Source organism: Rhizobium sp. P1_C7 (assembly GCF_056406295.1).
This window is the reverse complement of the sequence record NZ_JBFUAL010000023.1, coordinates 1-18,372: the sequence shown is the minus strand read 5'-3', so window position 1 is coordinate 18,372 and position 18,372 is coordinate 1. Positions and strand designations below refer to the sequence as shown.

The following is an 18,372-nucleotide window of genomic DNA, read 5'->3' as shown; positions in this document are numbered from 1 at the left end:
GGATGGCAGCGACGCCACACCGGATCGCTAGTTCACCTTCTTGATCTCTGGCGGCTGCCATTTCCCATTGAGGACAGCAGCCTCGGGCCAATAAAGCCGAAGAATCAGGGAGAAGTGCCCATTGGGGGCCGGTAACCAGTTTGCCTCCATCTCCGCCCCCGGCGACTTCGCCCCGAGGTAGAGGGTCAACGATCCGTCGTCTGCGTATTTCAGGTCCTTGTTCTTAGTGCCGAGCGAGAAGCGGTCTAACGGATTGGCAAAGAAGAACTTCTCCTGATCGTATAGAGTTAGGGACCAGAACCCTTTTACCGGTGGAACCTGGCCCTTAGGGAAGGTAATGCTGTACTGCTTGGCGCCATCGAACGCGTTCCCGTCGCTGTCGAATTCACGCAGATTGTATTGCGTTTCCGCCGCGGTGTTCTGGTACATGCTCGATTTGCTGATGGCAGTGCGATTGAGGTAGTCCGTTCCCCATTCCGCCGCATTTGCCGGGACCGTCCAGCCTGTGTCAATTCGCTTGCCATTGTACTGGAACTGAAAAAGCGGGTCGATAAGTTCTTTCTCAGCGGCAACGAACGAGGCGTTCAATGCGTTCTTCGTCTCCGGGTTCTTCGATGCTGCATCCCAGATCGAGGCGATCCATTTGTACAGTGATTCCTCACCGGGAAGCGGCGGCACTTCCTTCATGACCACCGGCAGTTCGTCGTAGTAGGTTTCCGGATTCACCCACTTGCTCTCGCCCTTAGGAGCGTTTGATGCTGCTGCCGGAACGGGGAAATCTGGGGATTTGGCGTAATCCTTGATCTTCATCTTGCCGTCAAACTTGCTGAGCGGATACATGACGACTTGATTGATAACCGGTTGAACGGCTGCGCTATCTTCGGGCGTGGAATCCTTGAAAATGCGCGGAACAATGAAGACGAGATCTGTGGAGGACCGGATGACCCCGGCAATGCCCTTCGGCACCTTTCCCTTCCAGTTGCGTCCGACGATCATGTAGAAGCCGGGCTTGGTGCCGTATTGCTGGCCGATCCGCCCGATTTCGTCCGTGCGCTGATCGTACATAGCATAGACATAGAAACGCTTGCCGAAGTCGGGAACCTGGATGACGGTCGGCTCCTTGTCGAGCTCGGTGAAGCCCGCACCGTAGGCGACGTCCTGGTTGGGGCAGACGATGAAGGTCTGGTCCGGGTTTACGTAGCCGGTCAGCATCTGGTTGAAGCCGACGGGGGCAACAGGCACGACTCCTCCAAGAAGGCCGGGTTCAGGTGCTTCTCGAAATGCTTGGCGGCGGTTATGAGCGTTGACCAGCGGGTAGCCCCAGAAATAGGCCATACGACCAACGAGTTGGACATAGTCGTTGGTCATCGTGTTGCCGGGAACGGGCCCCGGAACATCTGCCGCAGTCTTCGGTATCGGCACTTGCAGGGACTCGGCGAAGACGGCGGTAGGCATGACGAATGCGGCGGTGGTGAGCATTGCGGCTGCGAATAGGCTAAGGTTCTTCATCATTCCCCCGTCGATTATCTAGCGATCCGTTCAAAAGAGCCGAGACGGTAACATGTAGGCGGTGACGCTGATATTGACCTAAAGGTCAACTGGCAGGAAGAAAATATACGACTTCAGATGGTCGATCCGTCCAGCCCGCACGACAGAGGTTACGCGAGACTACGACCACCAAATCCATCAAGGGTTTTTTCGAGGGACTGCTGCACAACGTCTGCTCATGGCGCAAAGCCGTCGTCTGCCAGGTCGTTCAATAGATCCCGCTGCGCGACGGTTGCTTCCGATAGCAATCGGTCCGCTTGCCGCTGCTATAGCAACGCGGCGACGGATAGCCGCCAAGGCGCGGGGAATAATGGTGAACGACCTTGCGGCCGTTCTTCTCCGAAGCAAAACCGTCCAGTGTCGGCCGCGTGCGGTAGTTGGACGACGCCGCGATTGCCGAAGTTGCCGCCAATGACAATGCGACCGCAGCAAGCGCAAGTTTCGTGGCGCTAAAGGTTCCGACCGCGGTCAATTCGTTTAAGGCTCCCAAGCGGTATTTTAGACGAAGCGCAAATAACAACGGTAAGCGCTTGTTACAACAGCCGGAATGCCCCCGTTAAAAATAATTATTCCGTTGCCCCCGGCTTGCCCCCGAAACTCAAATAATTAACGAATATTCGCCGACGGCGCATAAGATATTGATTATAAATGGGAAAAATGGCACGCCCTAGGGGAGTCGAACCCCTCTTCCCAGAATGAAAATCTGGTGTCCTAACCGATAGACGAAGGGCGCTTCCTTCGTGGTGGCGCCCTTATAATCAGGCCCTCCGAATCCCGCAAGCGGCAAATTCGATTTTATTACAAAAAAAGCGACAGGAATTTTTCTTGCTCGCAAGATCGCGATTATCACTAATGAATCAATTGGCTACGCGCAAATTCTCGCACGTCAAGGGTATTGCTGACGTTGCGTTGCTTCGGCGCAGTGGAGGACGTCAAGGCGCCCGCGCGGTCTCGGCAGCAGATGCCCTGTCACCGCAGCCCCAGTTCCAATCCCGGTTCTTTCCGGTATCGAGGTGAACGGAGTCGGTGTGGCAGTAGGTGCCGACACCACCGCGGTCCGGCAGCGATCGGATATAGCTGGCAATGTCCAACTTGGAGATGCCGTCGACCTGAATGTCGGCTGCATCGCAGCTCTTGTGCATCGATTCTTCGGCGCCGCCGACCATGCGATTGTGTTCCGGATCGCGATAGCCCGAGGTGACGACGACCGGCTTGCCGAAATGCCCCTCGACGGCCTTGATGACGTTCATCAGGTCGGGCTTGAAGCAGCCGACCTCGACCTTGTCGTTCTGCACATGCAATCCATTCGGCGCGATGCGTGTCATGCCAGGCATCGATGCTTTCTGAAGCAGGCCGGACAGGCTGCCGAGAAGGTTTTGCTTCGGCGCGCTGTAAAGCGCGTTCATCGTCTGCCCTGGAAGCGCGCCTGTTGCCAGCGATGCCGCCTTCACGGGCGCTGTTTGAGTGATGGTGTTGTGCGACGATTGCTGCGGGAGAACGACCTGGCCGTGGGGTGTTTGTTCAGGCGGCAACTGGCTACTGTAGACGCTGGATCGGGCAGGGCTCACGCCGACCGGCGCGTAGGCATTGCCGCCGGAATCGAGTAGGGTCGAGGTCGGGTTGTTCTGCGGCATCGTGCGGACCGAGAAGATGCTCATTGCCTGCGCGTTGATTCCCGTCGATTGCATCGCCAGACCGCCGATATTGGCTGGAGCCGAGGTGGCCGAACCGGCGCTCATCGGCTGTGCGCTCGACGGTTGGTCCGAACCGGCGGCCTGTGCGCCGGAGACGTTGGATATCATGGGATCCCGATATCCTGGCTTTGCGGCCGCATTTGAGGCAGCAGCTTTTTGTCCCAAGGCAGGATCGACCGGTCCCGCCAATGGTGCCGCGTCTGCTGTCTTCTTGTCAGACACGCAGCCGCTCAGCATCAGGGTCGATGTGGCGAGCAGAAGGGCAGCCCCAATGAGCGTGCGCTTTTCAACAGCGAGCAAGCGAGCATTCTCCAAAAGTGAAGACGAGCGGCGCTGACATCACACCATTCGTCTAGAGTCGGCTGGAGATTGCCCGCAGCTCCCGCGTGCGGCAAGCGCGATCCGGGCGCAGTTTCCCGAAATCGCAAAAGCCGCAAGCCTCGCAAAAGCCTCGACCTACCAGGCGCCCGTGTTGCCCATCGATGCCCAGGGTTCGGCTGCCGGCAGGCTGCCGCCCTTCTGCAGAATCTCGATCGAGATTCCATCCGGCGAGCGCACAAAGGCCATGTGGCCGTCGCGGGGCGGACGATTGATGGCGACGCCGCTGTCCATCAGTTTCTGGCAGGTTGCGTAGATATCGTCGACCTCGTAGGCGAGGTGGCCGAAGTTGCGGCCGCCCGTGTAGTCTTCTGTATCCCAATTATAGGTGAGTTCCAGGCACGGGGCGCCCTTGGCGCCAGCGTCGCCCTTGTCGCCGGGGGCAGCGAGAAAGACAAGGGTGAAGCGGCCTTTTTCGTTCTCCGAGCGGCGGATTTCCTCCAGGCCGAACAGGGTTGTGTAAAAGCGAAGGGAGGCATCCAGATCCTTCACGCGGACCATGGTGTGGAGATAACGCATACTGTTTCCTCTCTAAATGCGGCGACATTTGTTATGTGGCGGAACGTCAGCTTCGGGCAAGACACTGGGGTATGATTGGCACTTGGAAATAATCGAAAAGTAGGGCTTGCGCTAATCCGTTACCAACATGTTAATCTTGATCTCAAGAATCAGTTAACCGTAACAGTGTGACGCGTATTGAGGGGCTGGCGAAATGGCTGACAGAATTTCATCAAAGGAATTCACCGACCTCGATCAACTCGCGGGAGAAGCGGTCGAACTCATTGAAATTACTGGTATTGTCAAGTGGTTCGACGTCGCCAAGGGGTTTGGCTTCATCGTCCCTGACAATGGCATGCAGGATGTTCTCCTCCATGTGACCTGCCTGCGCCGCGACGGTTACCAGACCATCCTGGAGGGGACACGCATCGTCGCTCTCATCCAGCGCCGGGACCGTGGCTATCAGGCGTTCAAGATACTTTCGATGGATCAGTCAACAGCGGTACATCCCTCGCAGTTGCCCCCCGTTCGCACGCATGTGCAGGTCACGGCGACGAGCGGGCTGGAACGCGCTCTGGTCAAGTGGTTCAACCGGACGAAGGGGTTCGGTTTCCTGACGCGAGGCGAGGGGACCGAGGACATCTTCGTTCACATGGAAACGCTGCGTCGATTCGGTCTGACCGAGCTGCGCCCGGGACAAGTTGTTCTGGTGCGTTACGGCGATGGCGACAAGGGCCTGATGGCGGCGGAGATCCATCCGGACGTTCCAAGCCCGGTCAGCCGTGCGCACTGATGCGCGTGTTGTTCTCCCATAAGATCATAAGCGCCCTCGCGGCGCTTTTTTTCATCGTCGCGCTTCCGGTTGCTGCGCAGCAGCCCATGAAGTTCGACCGGGAGCCGCTGATCATCCAGACCGCGACCGGCAAGAAGCTGAATTTTACGGTCGAGATCGCCGATACCAACGAGTTACGCCAGCGCGGTCTGATGTATCGGAAGGAGATGGCGGAAGACGCCGGAATGATCTTCGATTTCGGTAGTTCGCGGCGCGTGCAGATGTGGATGGAAAACACCGTTCTACCGCTCGATATGCTTTTCGTCGATTCGACGGGGACAATCCGCGGCATCAAAGAGAACGCCGTGCCCTATTCCGAGGACATCATCGATTCGGTCGTAGAGGTAAAGTACGTCATCGAGCTCAATGCCGGCGCGACAGCGAAACTCGGCATCAAACCCGGTGACAAGGTCATGAGCGCGACGACCACGAAAAAGAGATAGCCACCGTTCAGAAATGGCCGCCCGAATGAGGGGCGGTGCCATCCACTGCTGCAGGTATTCAGAATTTGACGCCGATGCCGGCGGAAACGACGCTCTGGTCGAGATCGACCTCCGTTCCCCGAATGGTTTTGCTGCCGTAGTCGTTGTAGCGATATTCTCCGCGACCAAAGACGGTGTCGGTGAACGCGTAATCCAGTCCCGCGCCGACAGTCCAGCCGTTGATTGTATCGCTGTCCTTGTCATCGCCTGCAATCTCGGTATAGGCGCGCGTTGCCGTCCAGCCTGCGGTTGCAAACAGCAAGGCGCGATCCAGCGCATAACCGACGCGGCCGACCACCGATCCCGACATATCCGTCCCAACCCTGGAGCCGGTGCCGAGGAAATCCGAATCTCTCTCGTTCCAGTCGTAGGAGAGATCACCTTCGATACCGACGACGATGCTGTCCATCTGGTAGTTGGCACCGAGGAAGCCGCCTATCTGGCCCCCATCATAGTGTGCAGAAGCGTCATATAGTCCCTGGACTTTGAAATCGGCATTGGCAAAGCCTATCCCACCGCGCAGACCGCCGTAGCCGCCCGTCCAGCTAAAAAGCGGAGCGGGGGCGGCCAGTTCCACCGGCACTTCCGTCAGGTCGGCGCCATGGGCCGGAAGAGTGAACGCGAGCGCCGTCAGCGCGGCATATGCATGCAAGGACTTCATTGGCACTCCCAATAGGGTTAATCAAATGCGATCTGATATGGTAAATATAAGGTTGCATCCTTAATAAGTTGTTTCTACTGCACCTCGTTTTTACTGGAGATATCTCAGGCGAGATTGACCGGACGACCAGATGGCAGCCGTGAACGAAAAATGACCTGTCAGGCGCTTGGGAGGCGTCTGACAGGTCGATACAGTGCGGCGAGATGAATAGCTGGCGGCGCTGCGCCTAAGCCTTCTTGAGAAACTCGGTCTTCAGCACCAAGCCCTTGACCTGTTTGGTGTTGCATTCGATCTCGCCCGGATTTCCGGTGAGCCGTATATTTTTCACCATGGTGCCCCGTTTGATCGTTTCGGAGGTGCCCTTGACCTTCAGATCCTTGATCAGAGTGACGGAATCGCCATCGCTCAGTTGTGCACCGTTACTGTCTTTTACGATGGTGTCGTCGGTCATTGTTTTCCTCGTTGTGGGCTTTCAGCCAGGCAGTTGGGCGGCCCTCCTAAACTTCGCGGGCCCCGGATGCGCATTCTCCGCGCCGGGCCACAGCATCAACCCGGAGTCCGTTGCAGGCAAGGCTGAAATCTAATGCACGGCCACCCGTCCAGTTTTTGAAGGTCCAGCCTACAAATTCATGATCGTGTCGATTCGGGTCGCTTTGTCACCACGGCACAAGGGGAACCCGCGATTATCGGCAGCGGCAAAACCGCTTGCGTCTCCAAAGACTGCCGATGGGTGGTCGATCATCCTCGTAATCGCTGCCTTGGTCGGGATCTCGGCTACGGTGCAATTTTTGCTCTGACGGCAGAGCACGTAGGTCGGGCAGACGCCGATGAGACTGGTTCGCCGCGCTCTCACGCGGGCGTTCTCTACGATGTTTTGTGTGGGGTTTTTCTAGCTTTTTCAACTAGATGTCGGTGGTCGGAGTGGAGAGATTCGAACTCCCGACCCTCTGGTCCCAAACCAGATGCGCTACCAGACTGCGCTACACTCCGTGGCCGATGGATGAGGGCAATACACGGTTCGTTCCTAACCCGCAATAACAAAAATCGTCTGTCCACGCTTGGCGGTCCGCTTGGTGCTTCAGGTGCCTGTCAGGAAAGGATGACATTGCCGTCATGATTAATGTCGTTGTCCTTTCTGGACGCGCTCAGCTTTCACGTGGAGAGCATATTGGAAGATATCGTCGTATCGGCTCCTCGCCGGAGCCTGCGGCCGCGCATGGGTAGTGTTACCCTGTCGGTACTAACTGCGGTTTACATCCTCGTTGTCGCGAACCAAACCTTCTGGCTCCGGGCGTACGGATATCTCTCGTTGACGCCTGCCGCTTTTGTGGCATTTGTCATCGCTATCGCTGCGATCACGATCGCTGCGATGATAACATTCTCGGCAAAATACGTCATCAAGCCTGCCTTGATCTTCTTTATAATGGCTGCGGTTGTCTCATCGTGGTTCACCGATCAGTTCGGTGTGATCATCGACAAGGAGATGATTCGTAATGCTTCGGTGACCACGCAGGCCGAGTCGGCGCATCTGATGACGCCGGCGTTCCTGCTTCATATGTTTCTGTCGGGCATATTGCCGTCGCTTTTCATCCTCTGGGTAAAGGTGGCTCATAAACCGTTGGTCAAGAAATTCGTCTGGAACACTGCCGTCGTCATTCCGTGTCTTGCAGTCTTTGTTGCTGCGGGGCTCGGCTTTTCGCAGACCTATGCGTCGGTTGGCCGACTGCATAAGGACATCATGCTGACGCTCAATCCATTCCTTCCGATCAGCAGTGCCGCTCGTTTTGTCTTTGCGTCCGAGGAAGATCGCAACATCGTCCGCCGGCCACTAGGTACCGATGCCCACCAGCGCTCTGCAAGCGCGAACGGCAAGCCGCGGGTGACTGTCATCGTTGCCGGTGAGACCGGCCGCGCGCAGAACTTTTCCCTCGGCGGCTATCCACGCGAGACCAACCCGGAAATGAAGGCGAGGGGCGTCGTCTATTTCTCGAATGCGACGAGTTGCGGCACCGCGACCGCCGTATCGCTGCCGTGCATGTATTCCGTCTATCCCAGGCGCGAATACACCCATCGCAAGGGTCTGGAGACAGACAATCTCACGGATATTCTGGGTCATGCCAAGGTGCAGATCGAGTGGTGGGACAACGACACCGGCAGCTACGGTGTTGCCAACCGCATTCCCTATCGCTTCCTGCCCGATGCCGCCGATCCCCGCTTCTGCACCGACGGCGAGTGCCTGGATACTGTACTGCTCGACAAACTCGATGACTGGCTTTCGAACGTGAAGAGCGACAGCGTGCTTGTTCTGCATCAGCTCGGGAGCCATGGACCGGCATACTACCGGCGCTATCCCGATGACTACCGTCGCTTTACGCCGGATTGCCGGACAGCCGAATTCGGAGCCTGCGAGCCGGAGGAGATCGTCAATGCCTACGACAATACAATCCTCTTTACCGATCACGTCGTTGCAAAGGTCATCGACACGCTAAAGCAGCACGAAGGTGCGATTTCCGCAAGCATGCTCTACATATCGGATCACGGCGAATCGCTTGGCGAGAACGGCCTCTATCTTCACGGGGCGCCCTATATCATCGCCCCTGCCGAGCAGACGCGCATTCCGATTATCGCCTGGATTTCTCCCGATTTCAGCGCTGCCTCGGGCATCGACACGGCCTGCCTTGCCGCCAATGCCGCGGAGCCCGCCTCGCACGACAACTTCTTCCACAGCGTTCTCGGGCTGATGGACATCGCGACATCGGTCTACGATCCGAAACTCGATCTCTTCGCGCGGTGCCGGAAGCCAGGAGACACGGTCGCTCAGGCGACGCCGAGGGGCTGAAGCAAGCAGCATGACGGCCTCGGCTTTTTTCTTGAAAAGAAAGGGATTCGAGGCTAAGCAAAATTCATCTCCTGGTGCGAACATGCGCTGGAGACGCCCCCTGAGACGGGGCAAGATGAAATTGAATGCGAAAGCCCTAATTCGGAGGCGTTGCAGCAATGTCTGCCAAGATCTACCGTCCAGCCAAGACCGCCATGCAGTCCGGCAAGGCAAAGACCCATGTTTGGGTGCTCGAGTTCGATCAGGAGACGCCTCGTACGATCGATCCGATCATGGGCTACACCTCATCGTCGGACATGCGTCAGCAGGTGAAGCTGGCCTTCGAAACGCAGGAGCTCGCCGAAGCCTATGCCAAGCGCAACGGCGTCGAATACCGCGTGATCGCGCCGAAGGATCCGCAGCGACAGACGGTGGCCTATCCCGATAATTTCCGCTATACGCGGACCCAGCCTTGGACGCACTGATCCGCGTTCAGGCGAGATAGCTTATCCGATGTGCAAATTCGCATCGGTTATGCGGCCCCTTAGCTCAGCTGGATAGAGCACCTGCCTTCTAAGCAGGTTGTCGCAGGTTCGATTCCTGCAGGGGTCGCCAACAATTTCAAGCACTTATGTGGTGTTTTCGTCGCTGCTTTTGACTCCGCTTACAGCTTTTTTCTTGGCCGTTTACAAATCCATTCCCTCAGTGTTCTTTTCCATCCGCAGAATGACCGCATCCCAGGGGATCAGTGAGACAACATGCTCGATCTCCCATTTGTCACTAGGTCGGATCTCGCGGCCGGTTAGGTAGCACTTGTTCCCGTGGCGCTCGAAGACGCGAATGCGCACTCTGTCCGGTACTTTGGACTTGTCGGTGCGGCCGATCCATTCGATGACAGAGCGGCTCATGGCTCCCCTCCCAACTCCTCGACCGTGCATTCCAGCACATGGGCGTGGTGGTGCTCAAGGACCGTTCCAGCTTTCCCGGCGTGTTGGCAACTGCACGCATTGAAGCGCTGATCGCCCGAGCCTTCTTGATCCCGTCGTCGCTCAGCTTCTTGAACTCGTCCGCCGCGTACTGCTTCTCGATCGCGGCAAGCGATGCCGGCGGTGTGTGGGTATCAGCAGCCATCGGCAGCACATCGCGCGAGCACTGGATCAGAATTTCGCGCTCGGTGAGTGAGGAGGGATCAGAGGGGGACGGCTCTGATCCCTCGACAGACGAAGCAGCAGATGGCCGCGCCTCGTCTACGTCCGGCGGGAGAGATACGCCGGATTCGGCTGTCTCATGTTCGTTGATCTTGCTACTGTACGGATCAATCGTTCCTTCGTCTACGACTTGAGCGGTTTCCTTGCGGAGCGTGGCGACGTCTACGCCGGTCACATGGCTGACGAGCTCGGTCATCTGTTCGAGCGCTTCCTGGAGTTCAGGATCTCTGCCAGGGTTTTCGATAGGACATGAAGTGGCCGCCGACCGTCTCGGACAGATTGACAATGCCGAGTGCGAGCTTGATTGCCTCGTGCGCTTGATCCTGGTTCTTCCAAGGCGTGTCGCAGTTCTTCAGGACTAGACCGATGATCGCGAACCACTTGCGGACAAGCAGGCGGTCTTTCTGTTCGGTGTACCGCGGCGATAGCTGTCGAGGCGCTCGGCTTCGAATGGGCCGACCGCCAGATCCGCAACATCCCTTAGTGCACCATCGCCGCCACCTCTTGGCGTCCTGTCTATTTCGGCAAGGGCATCAAGCCACCTGAAGGCAACGACTGGAAAGACCTAGCCATCGAGTACGCCCAACGCGAGAACATCGTTCTTCCGAACACCAAGGCGGAGCACAGGGATGCGGCCGAGGCGATCGGCGCTGCTGGCACAACTGCGCAATCCCCGAAATGAAATGGATGCAGCAACGGTTCATCGACCCGCGCACTGGCGCCAATGAGCAAAAGAGGAGCGCGGCGGGACCTCAGTCCAGTATCGGAATTTCGGCTTCTATTGCCGCCTCAACGAAGGCTTGTCGCGCTTCGTCTGGTGTGCGCTTACCGGTCAAAACGCTGGCGCACACGAGGCAAGCGCGTTTGAGAGCCGGTCCCTCGTTTTGTGGCCACTCTTCGACCAGCGCCAATGTGGCGGCATGAGTGTTGTGAATTACAACCCACTCTCTAGGTTCTCCCAAGGCGATAGTTACGGGCTTTCCCCAAATTCTCTGCATACCGATAATCTTTCAGCCCCAAACTCGCCTACACGACGGTCAGTCTATTCCAAGCGGAACAGCAAATATGACAGGTTCTCGGCGTGGGTGCGTTGGACCAAAGTCCTAGACAAGTGGAAATCCCGCTCGATTGCTGAATCGGACATTTCCGGCAGCTTCGTTGCGGCGGAGCGGTCACACGAGGCTCTTCAAGTGGCCATGGGGCGATCTGCAGCTTCACTCCTACGATTGCATCATCTCCGACTTCGCGTGGAGCTTCTCGCTGTTCTCTAGCAAGGGCGAGGGCAAGTCGGCTCAGGCTCGCTACTCGGTGATGTCGCTCGACGAGATCAAGGCGTTCCCGGTTCTAGATCTCTGCAAGGAGCACTGCATCCACTGGATGTGGGCGACGAACCCAATGCTGGCGCAGGGCAGTGGCTGAAGACAACCGTTCACGGGAAGATTGCCTTCCGGACTGGCTATGTCCTTCGTTCGAGCAATGAGCCTTTGTTGATCGGACGCACCGCAAGCCGAAGACCTCAAAGTCTGTCCGATCCGGGTTCGCCGGTCTCGCTCTCGAGCATTCCCGGTAGCCAGAGGAAGCATACACGCAGCGGAGAAGCTCATGCCGAAGGCGCGCCGCCTCGAACGTCTCCCACACCAATCGCCCAGGCTGGGACCACTTCGGAAACGAAGCCGGGAAATTCGGAGAAGCCGCTTGAACAACCACCGTGAACAATCCCGCGGCCATGGAGCCAGAGCAGGGCACCGAGGACTACGGGATCTGGGAAGCGGCGATGAACGAGGTGACAGGCAAGGCCGAGCATATCCTCGCCCTATCCCGCGAGAACGAATTCCCGCGCCGTCGAGCGGTCCGCTTGACCGGCGCGACGACCGGCTACGGACCTGATTTCAAGCAGCAATTCGACGTGAGAGGATTCCTCTGGCGGCGTTTTTACTTCAACACATGGGCTTCTGCGGCCGCAGCTATAAAGGCCTCTCGTGCATTTTCGATATGCGCCATATGGTTCATCGCCTCAACGCAACGCCGTTTAGCGGCGTCAAGGTGAGGGCCGTCATGCAATGGCCACCTGTGCTCCAGATAGTCTATGGCCTCTGCGGGGCCGTGAATGAACTCAGATGGGCGTTTGCCGATGCGTATGGCCACAGGTGCAGCCCATCGGACCTCGGCGGTGCTGTTTGTGTGCATGGCACACCTCCATGTTTGCAACGAGCCGTTCTTAGAGATGTAAGATGTGAGCCTCCTTGTTCAACACCTCGATTGTCGATTGAGGTGACGGCAATGAGGCACATTTCTTTCAATTAAGCTTCTCGGTGCAGCTCCACACGATCGCTACGCATTCTCGTCGCCTGCGAGTTCTCCGGCACGGTCCGCAACGCCTCCCTCGAGCGCGGCCATGATACCTGGTCCTGCGATCTCCTCCCGACCGAAGACGGCAGTAACCGCCATATCCGTGGCGATGCACGCGACTACCAATGACGGCTGGGACATGCTCATGGTCGCGCACCCACCATGCAGCAGGCTCTGCAACAGCGGCGTCCGCTGGCTGTCGGTCCCGCCGCCCGGCCGCTCGATCGAGGAGATGTGGGCAGAGCTACACGAAAGCGCCGAGCTCTTCTCCACTTTTTGGAACGCTCCGATCGATCGCGTCTGCATCGAGAATTCCGTCATGCACACGCACGCCAAGGAGCGGATCCAGAACTATGAGGAGTTCGGGCAGAGCGTCCAGCCTTGGCAGTTCGGTCATCCTGAAGTGAAGCGCACCTGCCTGTGGCTCCGAAACCTGCCATCGCTGCAGCCGACCAACGTAATCAATGGCCGACAGGCTTGCGTTCACCGGATGCCACCCGGGCCAGAGATGTGCTTCGCGGCCCTCGCATCAGTGGTTCATTCCGTGATATCTGGCAGAAGACAGGGCGGTTCGTACGACCGCAGAGCGCATGCTTCAAAATGAATTTCAAAGCATTTCGAGCGTGCTGATTAAATTTCCTCAATCGTTACAATAGCCTGACTGGAGTAGGGTGTCGCCAATTATGCCGAATTCAGCTACTGATTTGGATAAGGTTAGAACACCTGCAGCCAAGCACGACATGCACTGGCTGGAGGCGGACGCCAAGCCCTTCCATGACCCCGATAGCCCGGACCTCGAGGCGTTGATCAAGCGTCTTGAAAAGGGCAATAGGAGGCGTCGAGGAAGGCAGGCGGAAGAAGGCTTGAGGCTCTCCCCACATCCTGATCGGAAGGGAAGCCAAAGGTTGTTGCCTCCGGGGAGCCTTTTGACTTCCCTTCCTGTGGCATCGAAATTCGTCCTATCAGGTCGGTCCCCGTTACGCCTTAAGTAAGCCGCACCGTTCGGATGCCATGATAGGCACATTAACGAATTCAGAAATAAATGCCACTATGTCCGCCAAAGGCGGAGGCTGCGACGGCATGAAACACTTTGCTCGCCTTCTCGATAGAAATGCAATCCTGGTCTGCTTGCTCGCCGGCTTGTTGGCAGGTGCGCTTGGCGTTGCCGGACCGGCATGTGCTCCATATCGCGGGACCGCTGCTGCGCGACCATCGTGAATTGGTCATCACGGTGAACATCGTTGCCGCCGATTTGAGCGATCCAAACTTCTGCGCAGTTCTTGAGCAGACGTTCGATGCTTCGGGTATCGCCAGGGAACAGATTGGCCTCGAACTGACCGAGCGGCCCGGCCTGATATCGCTGTCTCTGCGATTGCCAGGCTGCGCGCATTGTGCCATCCGGTGTATCTCGATGATTTTGGCACGGGCTACTCGAGTCGGGCGTATCTCCAAGACTTGACAAGCTGCACAGGGCGTTCACTAACAGCGTTGGTACGGGTTCCGTAACGGTGTCGATTGTGCCACAGATTTTGGAAATGGCGACCGCACTCGGCCTTCGGGTTGTCGTCGAGAGTATCGAGACCGATACCCAATATTCCTATTTCGCTTCCGCGCCTAACCACTGCCATGGACAGGGCTGGGTAATTTCCCGGCCGCTCTCATATGACAGGCTCGTCTCTTTCAAAGCTGAGCATTAGTCGCCCACAAGGTCGACAGGCTGGCCTGCCATTTCAATTCGGGGCAACGCCTCGAGATTGACCTAGTAGAAGTTGTTGTTGCCGCCGCGAACTGGGCCTATCCCTGCTGGGGTTGCGTAGGTTGTGTTGCCTGCAGCACCGGTGGTTGCGCACCCCGAAAGGGTCAACAGCGCTATAGCGATGGCGGCCAAAAGATATTTCTGAGGCATGGCATTGTCCTATCATTGGCGGGCCAGAGCCCGAATACTCGTTTAAATCCTACGCAATGGCAAGCTGATGTGTGTAACCAGATCGAGGCGTTGCCTCACCGAGAAGGCTGGATGACTTCGTCCTTCAAGTGCGCGACAGGATGGTCCCCGCGGGAGGAGCTCGATCGCAACTTCGTCAAGAGCGGTGGCGACAGAACCCACAAGATCGGCTCGACCGCATCGAAAAGGACCGCTCTGGTCAGTAGTAAACCACAATCACGCCTGCGATTGCGAATATCATAACCGAAAGACCAATCGATAAGACGACCATTGTTTCCTCCTCCGTACTCCCTTAGCGTTGTTTTTACGATCTGAATGCCAGCTAGTATGGCGTAAACGGACAACGACGGCAGGGGTTCCGAGGAGCGGGCATGGGTCGATCCTCCTTGACTAGAGTTCATTAGGGCTCTCTAATGAGATTGCAACAAAACTCAGCTGCGGAACATGCGAGTACGGCATCAGCGAAACGGAACTGAATTGCCCTGTACGTTTCCGTCGGAAGGAGGAAGCCTCATGACATCTCACATACCCGAATCCGAAAAGACGTCGGAAAGCGACTCTCAGCCGCGCCAAGCCCCGCCGGCTACGATGTATCTCCCCCCGTTGACGAATGAACAGAGACGTCTCCTGGAAGCCTACCGACTAGGACGACTGGACGAGTGGAGGTTTCAAGAGTGCCTAGCTGACGACCCTATCTTGTCGGACTACGTTCACAAGGTATGCCGCCCGACCGACCCCTCGGCTAGAACACACTGAACGCTAATGTCCAAAGAAAGCCCCGCAGTGTTGGCGGGTCAGTTGGCATGCGGCATGCGCTCAAAAAGCGCTTATGCCGCAGCCTTGGTTCCTGGTTTTTGAATGAGGCCACGCGCTGCAGCCACCAGTGCGCGCAGCTGTTTTTCATCTCTGACGCAATGTTGAGAGAGCTCGATGATGATCGCCGCGACACGGTTGGGTTCCTCCAACGCCAACACGACGTCATTCTCCCGACAATAGGCTTCAAGGACCCGCTGACATTTCGCCAAGTCATCTAGTCATCTGATGTCGGCGGCTCGTCGTGCCGATGAAATCGCCCCGGTCATTTTTGCTCAACCTCCTCTAGCGAGTGTGGGAACGCTAGTTATTTTGGATTTTGCAGTGGTGGAATCAGAGGACGATCCGTCGTCATTCCTTGGCTCAGATTTGGCAGCAGAGGCCTGAGCTGCCAAACGCTCGGTCGCTGAAGGGTGGCGGACCGAAGTCCTAACATCCGCTGGCAAGCAGGCTCTTCTTGATCGGGAGGAGGCTATTTTCTTCGAAGATGGTGGATCGCATCGGCAACATGCTGCGGGTTGCAATGGAGTGAATAGGAGTTTCCAATCGACACGATCCAAAAATATAACTTCTTTGGGCGTTGTTAGTTCCGTAGGCAGTGGACTCGAATAATTAGCAAAAACTAATATCCGTGACTTGACTGGTGAGAATGAGTCCTCATCTGATTCGGGCTGGAGGATTCCGATGTCCGTAAACATATCAATCCGGGAAGTTTTGGTTGCGGTTGAACGACGAAGAGGTATCACCCTGCGTAGGCATTCCACGCTTGAAGACCTTTTGACAAGCCTGCTTTACCGCTGGCCAGAAGACGACCGCGGCAAGGAATGGCTGGTTGGACAAAAGATGTGCCTTGAGGCAATGGAAGGCGTCCGCGATCCACAACAGGCGAGGGCAGCCTTTGTCGCTGCAGCCAAGGCAGCAGAAATGCTCATGGTTAGGGAAGAGTATGTTCAGGAGCGGAAAGAACGCCGTCCACGGGGTCAATTGCCTGCGCATTAGCGAACAGCGATGGTAGTTCTCCCAGCACCACCAGCGCGTTTCGACGCTGGCCGCCGACGAAAAGCCGAACCAGCCCCACTTGGAGCAGGCCTCGATTGACCAGTAGTGGACCACAGGGCCGGCCCATCCTCCGGGTGGAGGTTTCTATCCCTCTAATCCCGCGAGCGTCAGCCTCCATCTCGGATACGAGCACTCTATGTAAGCGCTCGGCGGGATTGGCAGTCCGATGCCTGCCGCCCGAAAGGGATGACCTGGTCTATGTTGGATCGGTCGGAACCGGCTTCAACAAGCGCGACGCGCTCCAGCTCCGGAACTCTCTCGATCGCCTGAAGCGGAAGACGCCGCGTATGCGACGTCCACGCCCCATAGATTTTTCGGTTGCAGCGATCTGAGGTTGATCTACGGGCCGTCAAATGAGCTCACCGAAGAGTATCTGACGAGCTCATTGTGCGGCCTTGATGCGGGCGGCATAGGCCCAAGGCATCAGGGCATCGATGTCTTTGACGAGGTGGCCGTTTGCGAGACGGGTGAAGAGGTCGCACAGATAGGCGTAAGGTTCAACGCCGTTCATTTTACAAGTGCCTATCAGGCTGGCAAACCGGGCCCAGTTGCGGCCTCCTTCATCGTGGCCCGCAAAGAGCGCATTGCGGCGGTTCATAGCCGGGCGACGGATGGCGTTCTCCACCAGGTTGGAATCGATATCGACGCAGCCGTCATCAAGGAACAGCCGAAAGCCATCCTGTCGTTTCAGCATATAGGCCAGGGCAATGCCGAGATCGGACTTGCGTGAGACACGCGCAGCCTGGGCCGCGAGCCAGGTGAAGAACTCGTCCACCAGCGGAAGGGACAGGTCCTGTCGAACTGCCCGGCGATGTTCGGGATCTGAGCCTCGGATACTGTCCTCGATCTTGTAGAGCGCGGCGATGCGCACCAGCGCCTCGTCGACGATGGGCGAGCCGCTCTTCGGCGCGGCCTTGATCAGCTTTCTGCGCCCATGTCCCCAACAGAAAGCCAGCTTCAAGGGATCGCCACCGTTACGATCCGACGTGGCGAGGTGAGAGTAACCACCGTAGGCATCGACCTGGATCGTACCGTTGAAGACATCGAGGATTTCAGCGGCATATTCGCCTTTACGCCCGGGCCGATAATGGAACACCACGCCTGACGGAGCAGAGCCATTCCAGCCGCGGTCGTCGCGCAACACGGCCCAGAGATAACCGGTCTTCGTCTTGCCTCGCCCCGGATCCAGTATCGGAGCTGTTGTCTCGTCGACATAGAGCCGCGTGCTTTCCAAAAGCAGCCGCTTGGCCATATGGTCCACCACCGGTGCAATCGCAGCACCCGTGCGCCCCATCCAGTCGGCAAGGACCGTGCGGTCGATCGGCACCCCGTGTCGCGCCATGACCTCGGCCTGGCGGTTGAGCGGCATATGTTCGGAATGCTTGGAGACGGCAATCTCAGCCAGAAGGGCTTCGGTCGGCCAGCTTCCTTCCAAAAGATGCGCCGGCGCTCTGGCCTGGACGACGCCCGTTCGACCCTTGGGGCAGGCGTATTTCGGGCGGATCGTGACGATCACCTCGTAGCGCGCCGGGACCCGGTCGAGCCGTTCCGTCCGGTCCTCGCCGATCCGGACCATGTTGCCGCAACCGCAGGGACAAGCGATGCTCTCGGGCTCGATCACGCGCTCGACCCGCGGCAGGTGTTCGGGCAGTGCACGGGCCTTCCGCTCCTTGTGAGGAGCGGCATTTTCCGGATCGGATGTGCTGGCTTCGATCTTTTTCTCGACGGCGGCGATCCGCGCCTGTGTTTCGGCGATCGCCGTTTCAAGGTCTTCCAGCGCCAGTTCCATCTGCGCCGGATCTAGCTTTTCCGATTTCGGCCCGAACTTCGTGCGCCTGTAGTCGTGAACCTGCCCCTCAAGCTTCTCGATCAGTTCCTTCAACTCGGAGATGAACGCGTCCTTTTCGGCCACCACAGCCTGCTCATGCTGACGTGCGGCACGCTCGACCGACAGCTCGAACTGCATCGCCGCAAAGGCTTTGACAACCTCTGGCGGAAGGTCCGGAAACAGGCTGAGATCAAGGGGCGATGACATGCGCCGTTATAGCAAGGCAGCACGAAAAAGCCAAACAAAACAATGCAAAGAC

General features: G+C 57.6%; 22 protein-coding genes, 3 tRNA genes and 1 pseudogene. 12 read left to right on the top strand and 14 right to left on the bottom strand.

Annotated elements, in window-relative coordinates; genetic code table 11:
* Nucleotides 1–27: 27 nt before the first annotated feature.
* The 5 genes from AC1D2R_RS26645 to gloA all read right to left on the bottom strand — a co-directional run bounded on the left by AC1D2R_RS26645 (nucleotide 28) and on the right by gloA (nucleotide 4,139).
* A complete protein-coding gene (locus AC1D2R_RS26645) occupies nucleotides 28–1,509 on the bottom strand; it encodes a DUF1254 domain-containing protein (RefSeq protein WP_477972070.1) in 1,482 nt (493 codons plus the stop codon).
* 247 nt (nucleotides 1,510–1,756) lie between these two features.
* Complete coding sequence (locus tag AC1D2R_RS26640; RefSeq protein ID WP_477972068.1) at nucleotides 1,757–2,020, bottom strand: hypothetical protein; 264 nt, start codon at nucleotides 2,018–2,020, stop codon at nucleotides 1,757–1,759.
* 186 nt (nucleotides 2,021–2,206) lie between these two features.
* A tRNA-Glu gene (locus AC1D2R_RS26635) sits at nucleotides 2,207–2,281 on the bottom strand.
* Between the two features lie 199 nt (nucleotides 2,282–2,480).
* Nucleotides 2,481–3,542 carry a YcbK family protein gene (locus tag AC1D2R_RS26630; protein ID WP_477972066.1) on the bottom strand — a complete coding sequence of 354 codons (1,062 nt, stop codon included), beginning with the start codon at nucleotides 3,540–3,542 and terminating at the stop codon, nucleotides 2,481–2,483.
* A gap of 156 nt (nucleotides 3,543–3,698) precedes the next feature.
* Nucleotides 3,699–4,139, bottom strand: coding sequence for a lactoylglutathione lyase (gene gloA / locus AC1D2R_RS26625; protein ID WP_477972064.1), 441 nt, complete (start codon nucleotides 4,137–4,139; stop codon nucleotides 3,699–3,701).
* 193 nt (nucleotides 4,140–4,332) lie between these two features.
* Here gloA and AC1D2R_RS26620 point away from each other — a divergent pair, with 193 nt between their 5' ends.
* Together AC1D2R_RS26620 and AC1D2R_RS26615 are read left to right on the top strand one after the other, a co-directional pair.
* Complete coding sequence (locus tag AC1D2R_RS26620; protein WP_057469034.1) at nucleotides 4,333–4,911, top strand: cold-shock protein; 579 nt, start codon at nucleotides 4,333–4,335, stop codon at nucleotides 4,909–4,911.
* The gene (locus tag AC1D2R_RS26615; protein ID WP_477972061.1) at nucleotides 4,911–5,393 is read left to right on the top strand and encodes a DUF192 domain-containing protein; all 483 of its coding nucleotides are present in this window, start codon (nucleotides 4,911–4,913) and stop codon (nucleotides 5,391–5,393) included. The genes AC1D2R_RS26620 and AC1D2R_RS26615 overlap by 1 nt, the downstream gene beginning before the upstream one ends.
* A gap of 58 nt (nucleotides 5,394–5,451) precedes the next feature.
* Here the strand turns inward: AC1D2R_RS26615 and AC1D2R_RS26610 are convergent, their stop codons facing one another.
* The 3 genes from AC1D2R_RS26610 to AC1D2R_RS26600 form a co-directional block, all read right to left on the bottom strand.
* Complete coding sequence (locus AC1D2R_RS26610; protein WP_477972059.1) at nucleotides 5,452–6,093, bottom strand: outer membrane protein; 642 nt, start codon at nucleotides 6,091–6,093, stop codon at nucleotides 5,452–5,454.
* Between the two features lie 226 nt (nucleotides 6,094–6,319).
* Nucleotides 6,320–6,544: an alkylphosphonate utilization protein gene (locus AC1D2R_RS26605; RefSeq protein ID WP_477972057.1), complete on the bottom strand. Its 225-nt coding sequence runs from the start codon at nucleotides 6,542–6,544 to the stop codon at nucleotides 6,320–6,322.
* A 462-nt stretch (nucleotides 6,545–7,006) separates the two neighbouring features.
* Nucleotides 7,007–7,083 (bottom strand) — tRNA-Pro (locus AC1D2R_RS26600).
* Nucleotides 7,084–7,309: 226 nt separating this feature from the next.
* Between AC1D2R_RS26600 and AC1D2R_RS26595 the strand changes: the two genes are divergently transcribed.
* From AC1D2R_RS26595 to AC1D2R_RS26585, 3 genes are all read left to right on the top strand, one after another.
* Nucleotides 7,310–8,932, top strand: a complete 1,623-nt coding sequence (locus AC1D2R_RS26595; RefSeq protein WP_477972165.1) for a phosphoethanolamine transferase — start codon at nucleotides 7,310–7,312, stop codon at nucleotides 8,930–8,932.
* A 158-nt stretch (nucleotides 8,933–9,090) separates the two neighbouring features.
* A complete protein-coding gene (locus AC1D2R_RS26590; protein ID WP_477972055.1) occupies nucleotides 9,091–9,396 on the top strand; it encodes an ETC complex I subunit in 306 nt (101 codons plus the stop codon).
* A 53-nt stretch (nucleotides 9,397–9,449) separates the two neighbouring features.
* Nucleotides 9,450–9,526, top strand: a tRNA-Arg gene (locus AC1D2R_RS26585).
* Nucleotides 9,527–9,597: 71 nt separating this feature from the next.
* Here AC1D2R_RS26585 and AC1D2R_RS26580 read toward each other — a convergent pair.
* Nucleotides 9,598–9,819: a hypothetical protein gene (locus AC1D2R_RS26580; RefSeq protein ID WP_477972053.1), complete on the bottom strand. Its 222-nt coding sequence runs from the start codon at nucleotides 9,817–9,819 to the stop codon at nucleotides 9,598–9,600.
* Nucleotides 9,820–10,198: 379 nt separating this feature from the next.
* Here AC1D2R_RS26580 and AC1D2R_RS26575 point away from each other — a divergent pair, with 379 nt between their 5' ends.
* Entirely contained in the window at nucleotides 10,199–10,372 is a 174-nt protein-coding gene (locus tag AC1D2R_RS26575) for a hypothetical protein (protein WP_477972052.1), read from the top strand.
* Between the two features lie 499 nt (nucleotides 10,373–10,871).
* Here AC1D2R_RS26575 and AC1D2R_RS26570 read toward each other — a convergent pair whose 3' ends face one another.
* The gene (locus AC1D2R_RS26570; protein ID WP_477972050.1) at nucleotides 10,872–11,117 is read right to left on the bottom strand and encodes a DUF982 domain-containing protein; all 246 of its coding nucleotides are present in this window, start codon (nucleotides 11,115–11,117) and stop codon (nucleotides 10,872–10,874) included.
* 130 nt (nucleotides 11,118–11,247) lie between these two features.
* Between AC1D2R_RS26570 and AC1D2R_RS26565 the strand changes: the two genes are divergently transcribed.
* Both AC1D2R_RS26565 and AC1D2R_RS26560 read left to right on the top strand, forming a co-directional pair.
* Complete coding sequence (locus AC1D2R_RS26565) at nucleotides 11,248–11,538, top strand: MT-A70 family methyltransferase (RefSeq protein WP_477972048.1); 291 nt, start codon at nucleotides 11,248–11,250, stop codon at nucleotides 11,536–11,538.
* 289 nt (nucleotides 11,539–11,827) lie between these two features.
* The gene (locus tag AC1D2R_RS26560) at nucleotides 11,828–12,166 is read left to right on the top strand and encodes a hypothetical protein (RefSeq protein WP_477972169.1); all 339 of its coding nucleotides are present in this window, start codon (nucleotides 11,828–11,830) and stop codon (nucleotides 12,164–12,166) included.
* Here AC1D2R_RS26560 and AC1D2R_RS26555 read toward each other — a convergent pair.
* Complete coding sequence (locus AC1D2R_RS26555; RefSeq protein WP_477972046.1) at nucleotides 12,052–12,306, bottom strand: DUF982 domain-containing protein; 255 nt, start codon at nucleotides 12,304–12,306, stop codon at nucleotides 12,052–12,054. The genes AC1D2R_RS26560 and AC1D2R_RS26555 overlap by 115 nt on opposite strands.
* A 144-nt stretch (nucleotides 12,307–12,450) precedes the next feature.
* Nucleotides 12,451–12,774 (bottom strand): hypothetical protein, encoded by a 324-nt coding sequence (locus AC1D2R_RS26550; RefSeq protein WP_477972044.1) that lies wholly within the window; start codon nucleotides 12,772–12,774, stop codon nucleotides 12,451–12,453.
* Nucleotides 12,775–13,558: 784 nt separating this feature from the next.
* On the opposite strand from AC1D2R_RS26550, the gene AC1D2R_RS26545 reads away from it, so the two are divergent.
* Together AC1D2R_RS26545 and AC1D2R_RS26540 are read left to right on the top strand one after the other, a co-directional pair.
* On the top strand, nucleotides 13,559–13,927 hold the full coding sequence (locus AC1D2R_RS26545; protein WP_477972042.1) for a hypothetical protein: 369 nt from the start codon (nucleotides 13,559–13,561) through the stop codon (nucleotides 13,925–13,927).
* Nucleotides 13,928–13,931: 4 nt separating this feature from the next.
* Nucleotides 13,932–14,165 (top strand): hypothetical protein, encoded by a 234-nt coding sequence (locus AC1D2R_RS26540; protein ID WP_477972163.1) that lies wholly within the window; start codon nucleotides 13,932–13,934, stop codon nucleotides 14,163–14,165.
* 62 nt (nucleotides 14,166–14,227) lie between these two features.
* Here AC1D2R_RS26540 and AC1D2R_RS26535 read toward each other — a convergent pair whose 3' ends face one another.
* On the bottom strand, nucleotides 14,228–14,374 hold the full coding sequence (locus tag AC1D2R_RS26535) for a hypothetical protein (RefSeq protein WP_477972040.1): 147 nt from the start codon (nucleotides 14,372–14,374) through the stop codon (nucleotides 14,228–14,230).
* Nucleotides 14,375–15,910: 1,536 nt separating this feature from the next.
* Here AC1D2R_RS26535 and AC1D2R_RS26530 point away from each other — a divergent pair.
* Together AC1D2R_RS26530 and AC1D2R_RS26525 are read left to right on the top strand one after the other, a co-directional pair.
* Nucleotides 15,911–16,225, top strand: a complete 315-nt coding sequence (locus AC1D2R_RS26530; protein ID WP_477972038.1) for a DUF982 domain-containing protein — start codon at nucleotides 15,911–15,913, stop codon at nucleotides 16,223–16,225.
* Nucleotides 16,226–16,427: 202 nt separating this feature from the next.
* A pseudogene (locus AC1D2R_RS26525) lies at nucleotides 16,428–16,569 on the top strand (ATP dependent DNA ligase); the annotation flags it as partial.
* Nucleotides 16,570–16,667: 98 nt separating this feature from the next.
* On the opposite strand, the gene tnpC reads toward AC1D2R_RS26525, so the two are convergent.
* The gene (gene tnpC / locus AC1D2R_RS26520) at nucleotides 16,668–18,320 is read right to left on the bottom strand and encodes an IS66 family transposase (RefSeq protein WP_477972036.1); all 1,653 of its coding nucleotides are present in this window, start codon (nucleotides 18,318–18,320) and stop codon (nucleotides 16,668–16,670) included.
* Between the last annotated feature and the right edge of the window lie 52 nt (nucleotides 18,321–18,372).

Excerpts from the sequence above, each read along its gene's own strand:
- AC1D2R_RS26590 (WP_477972055.1), top strand. The coding sequence starts at position 9,091 with ATGTCTGCCAAGATCTACCGTCCAGCCAAGACCGCCATGCAGTCCGGC.
- AC1D2R_RS26645 (WP_477972070.1), bottom strand. The coding sequence starts at position 1,509 with ATGAAGAACCTTAGCCTATTCGCAGCCGCAATGCTCACCACCGCCGCA.
- AC1D2R_RS26595 (WP_477972165.1), top strand. The coding sequence starts at position 7,310 with ATGGGTAGTGTTACCCTGTCGGTACTAACTGCGGTTTACATCCTCGTT.
- AC1D2R_RS26620 (WP_057469034.1), top strand. The coding sequence starts at position 4,333 with ATGGCTGACAGAATTTCATCAAAGGAATTCACCGACCTCGATCAACTC.
- AC1D2R_RS26555 (WP_477972046.1), bottom strand. The coding sequence starts at position 12,306 with ATGCACACAAACAGCACCGCCGAGGTCCGATGGGCTGCACCTGTGGCC.
- tnpC (WP_477972036.1), bottom strand. The coding sequence starts at position 18,320 with ATGTCATCGCCCCTTGATCTCAGCCTGTTTCCGGACCTTCCGCCAGAG.
- AC1D2R_RS26575 (WP_477972052.1), top strand. The coding sequence starts at position 10,199 with ATGTTCGTTGATCTTGCTACTGTACGGATCAATCGTTCCTTCGTCTAC.
- gloA (WP_477972064.1), bottom strand. The coding sequence starts at position 4,139 with ATGCGTTATCTCCACACCATGGTCCGCGTGAAGGATCTGGATGCCTCC.
- AC1D2R_RS26530 (WP_477972038.1), top strand. The coding sequence starts at position 15,911 with ATGTCCGTAAACATATCAATCCGGGAAGTTTTGGTTGCGGTTGAACGA.
- AC1D2R_RS26580 (WP_477972053.1), bottom strand. The coding sequence starts at position 9,819 with ATGAGCCGCTCTGTCATCGAATGGATCGGCCGCACCGACAAGTCCAAA.
- AC1D2R_RS26605 (WP_477972057.1), bottom strand. The coding sequence starts at position 6,544 with ATGACCGACGACACCATCGTAAAAGACAGTAACGGTGCACAACTGAGC.
- AC1D2R_RS26615 (WP_477972061.1), top strand. The coding sequence starts at position 4,911 with ATGCGCGTGTTGTTCTCCCATAAGATCATAAGCGCCCTCGCGGCGCTT.
- AC1D2R_RS26610 (WP_477972059.1), bottom strand. The coding sequence starts at position 6,093 with ATGAAGTCCTTGCATGCATATGCCGCGCTGACGGCGCTCGCGTTCACT.
- AC1D2R_RS26550 (WP_477972044.1), bottom strand. The coding sequence starts at position 12,774 with ATGCAGACGCGATCGATCGGAGCGTTCCAAAAAGTGGAGAAGAGCTCG.
- AC1D2R_RS26535 (WP_477972040.1), bottom strand. The coding sequence starts at position 14,374 with ATGCCTCAGAAATATCTTTTGGCCGCCATCGCTATAGCGCTGTTGACC.
- AC1D2R_RS26570 (WP_477972050.1), bottom strand. The coding sequence starts at position 11,117 with ATGCAGAGAATTTGGGGAAAGCCCGTAACTATCGCCTTGGGAGAACCT.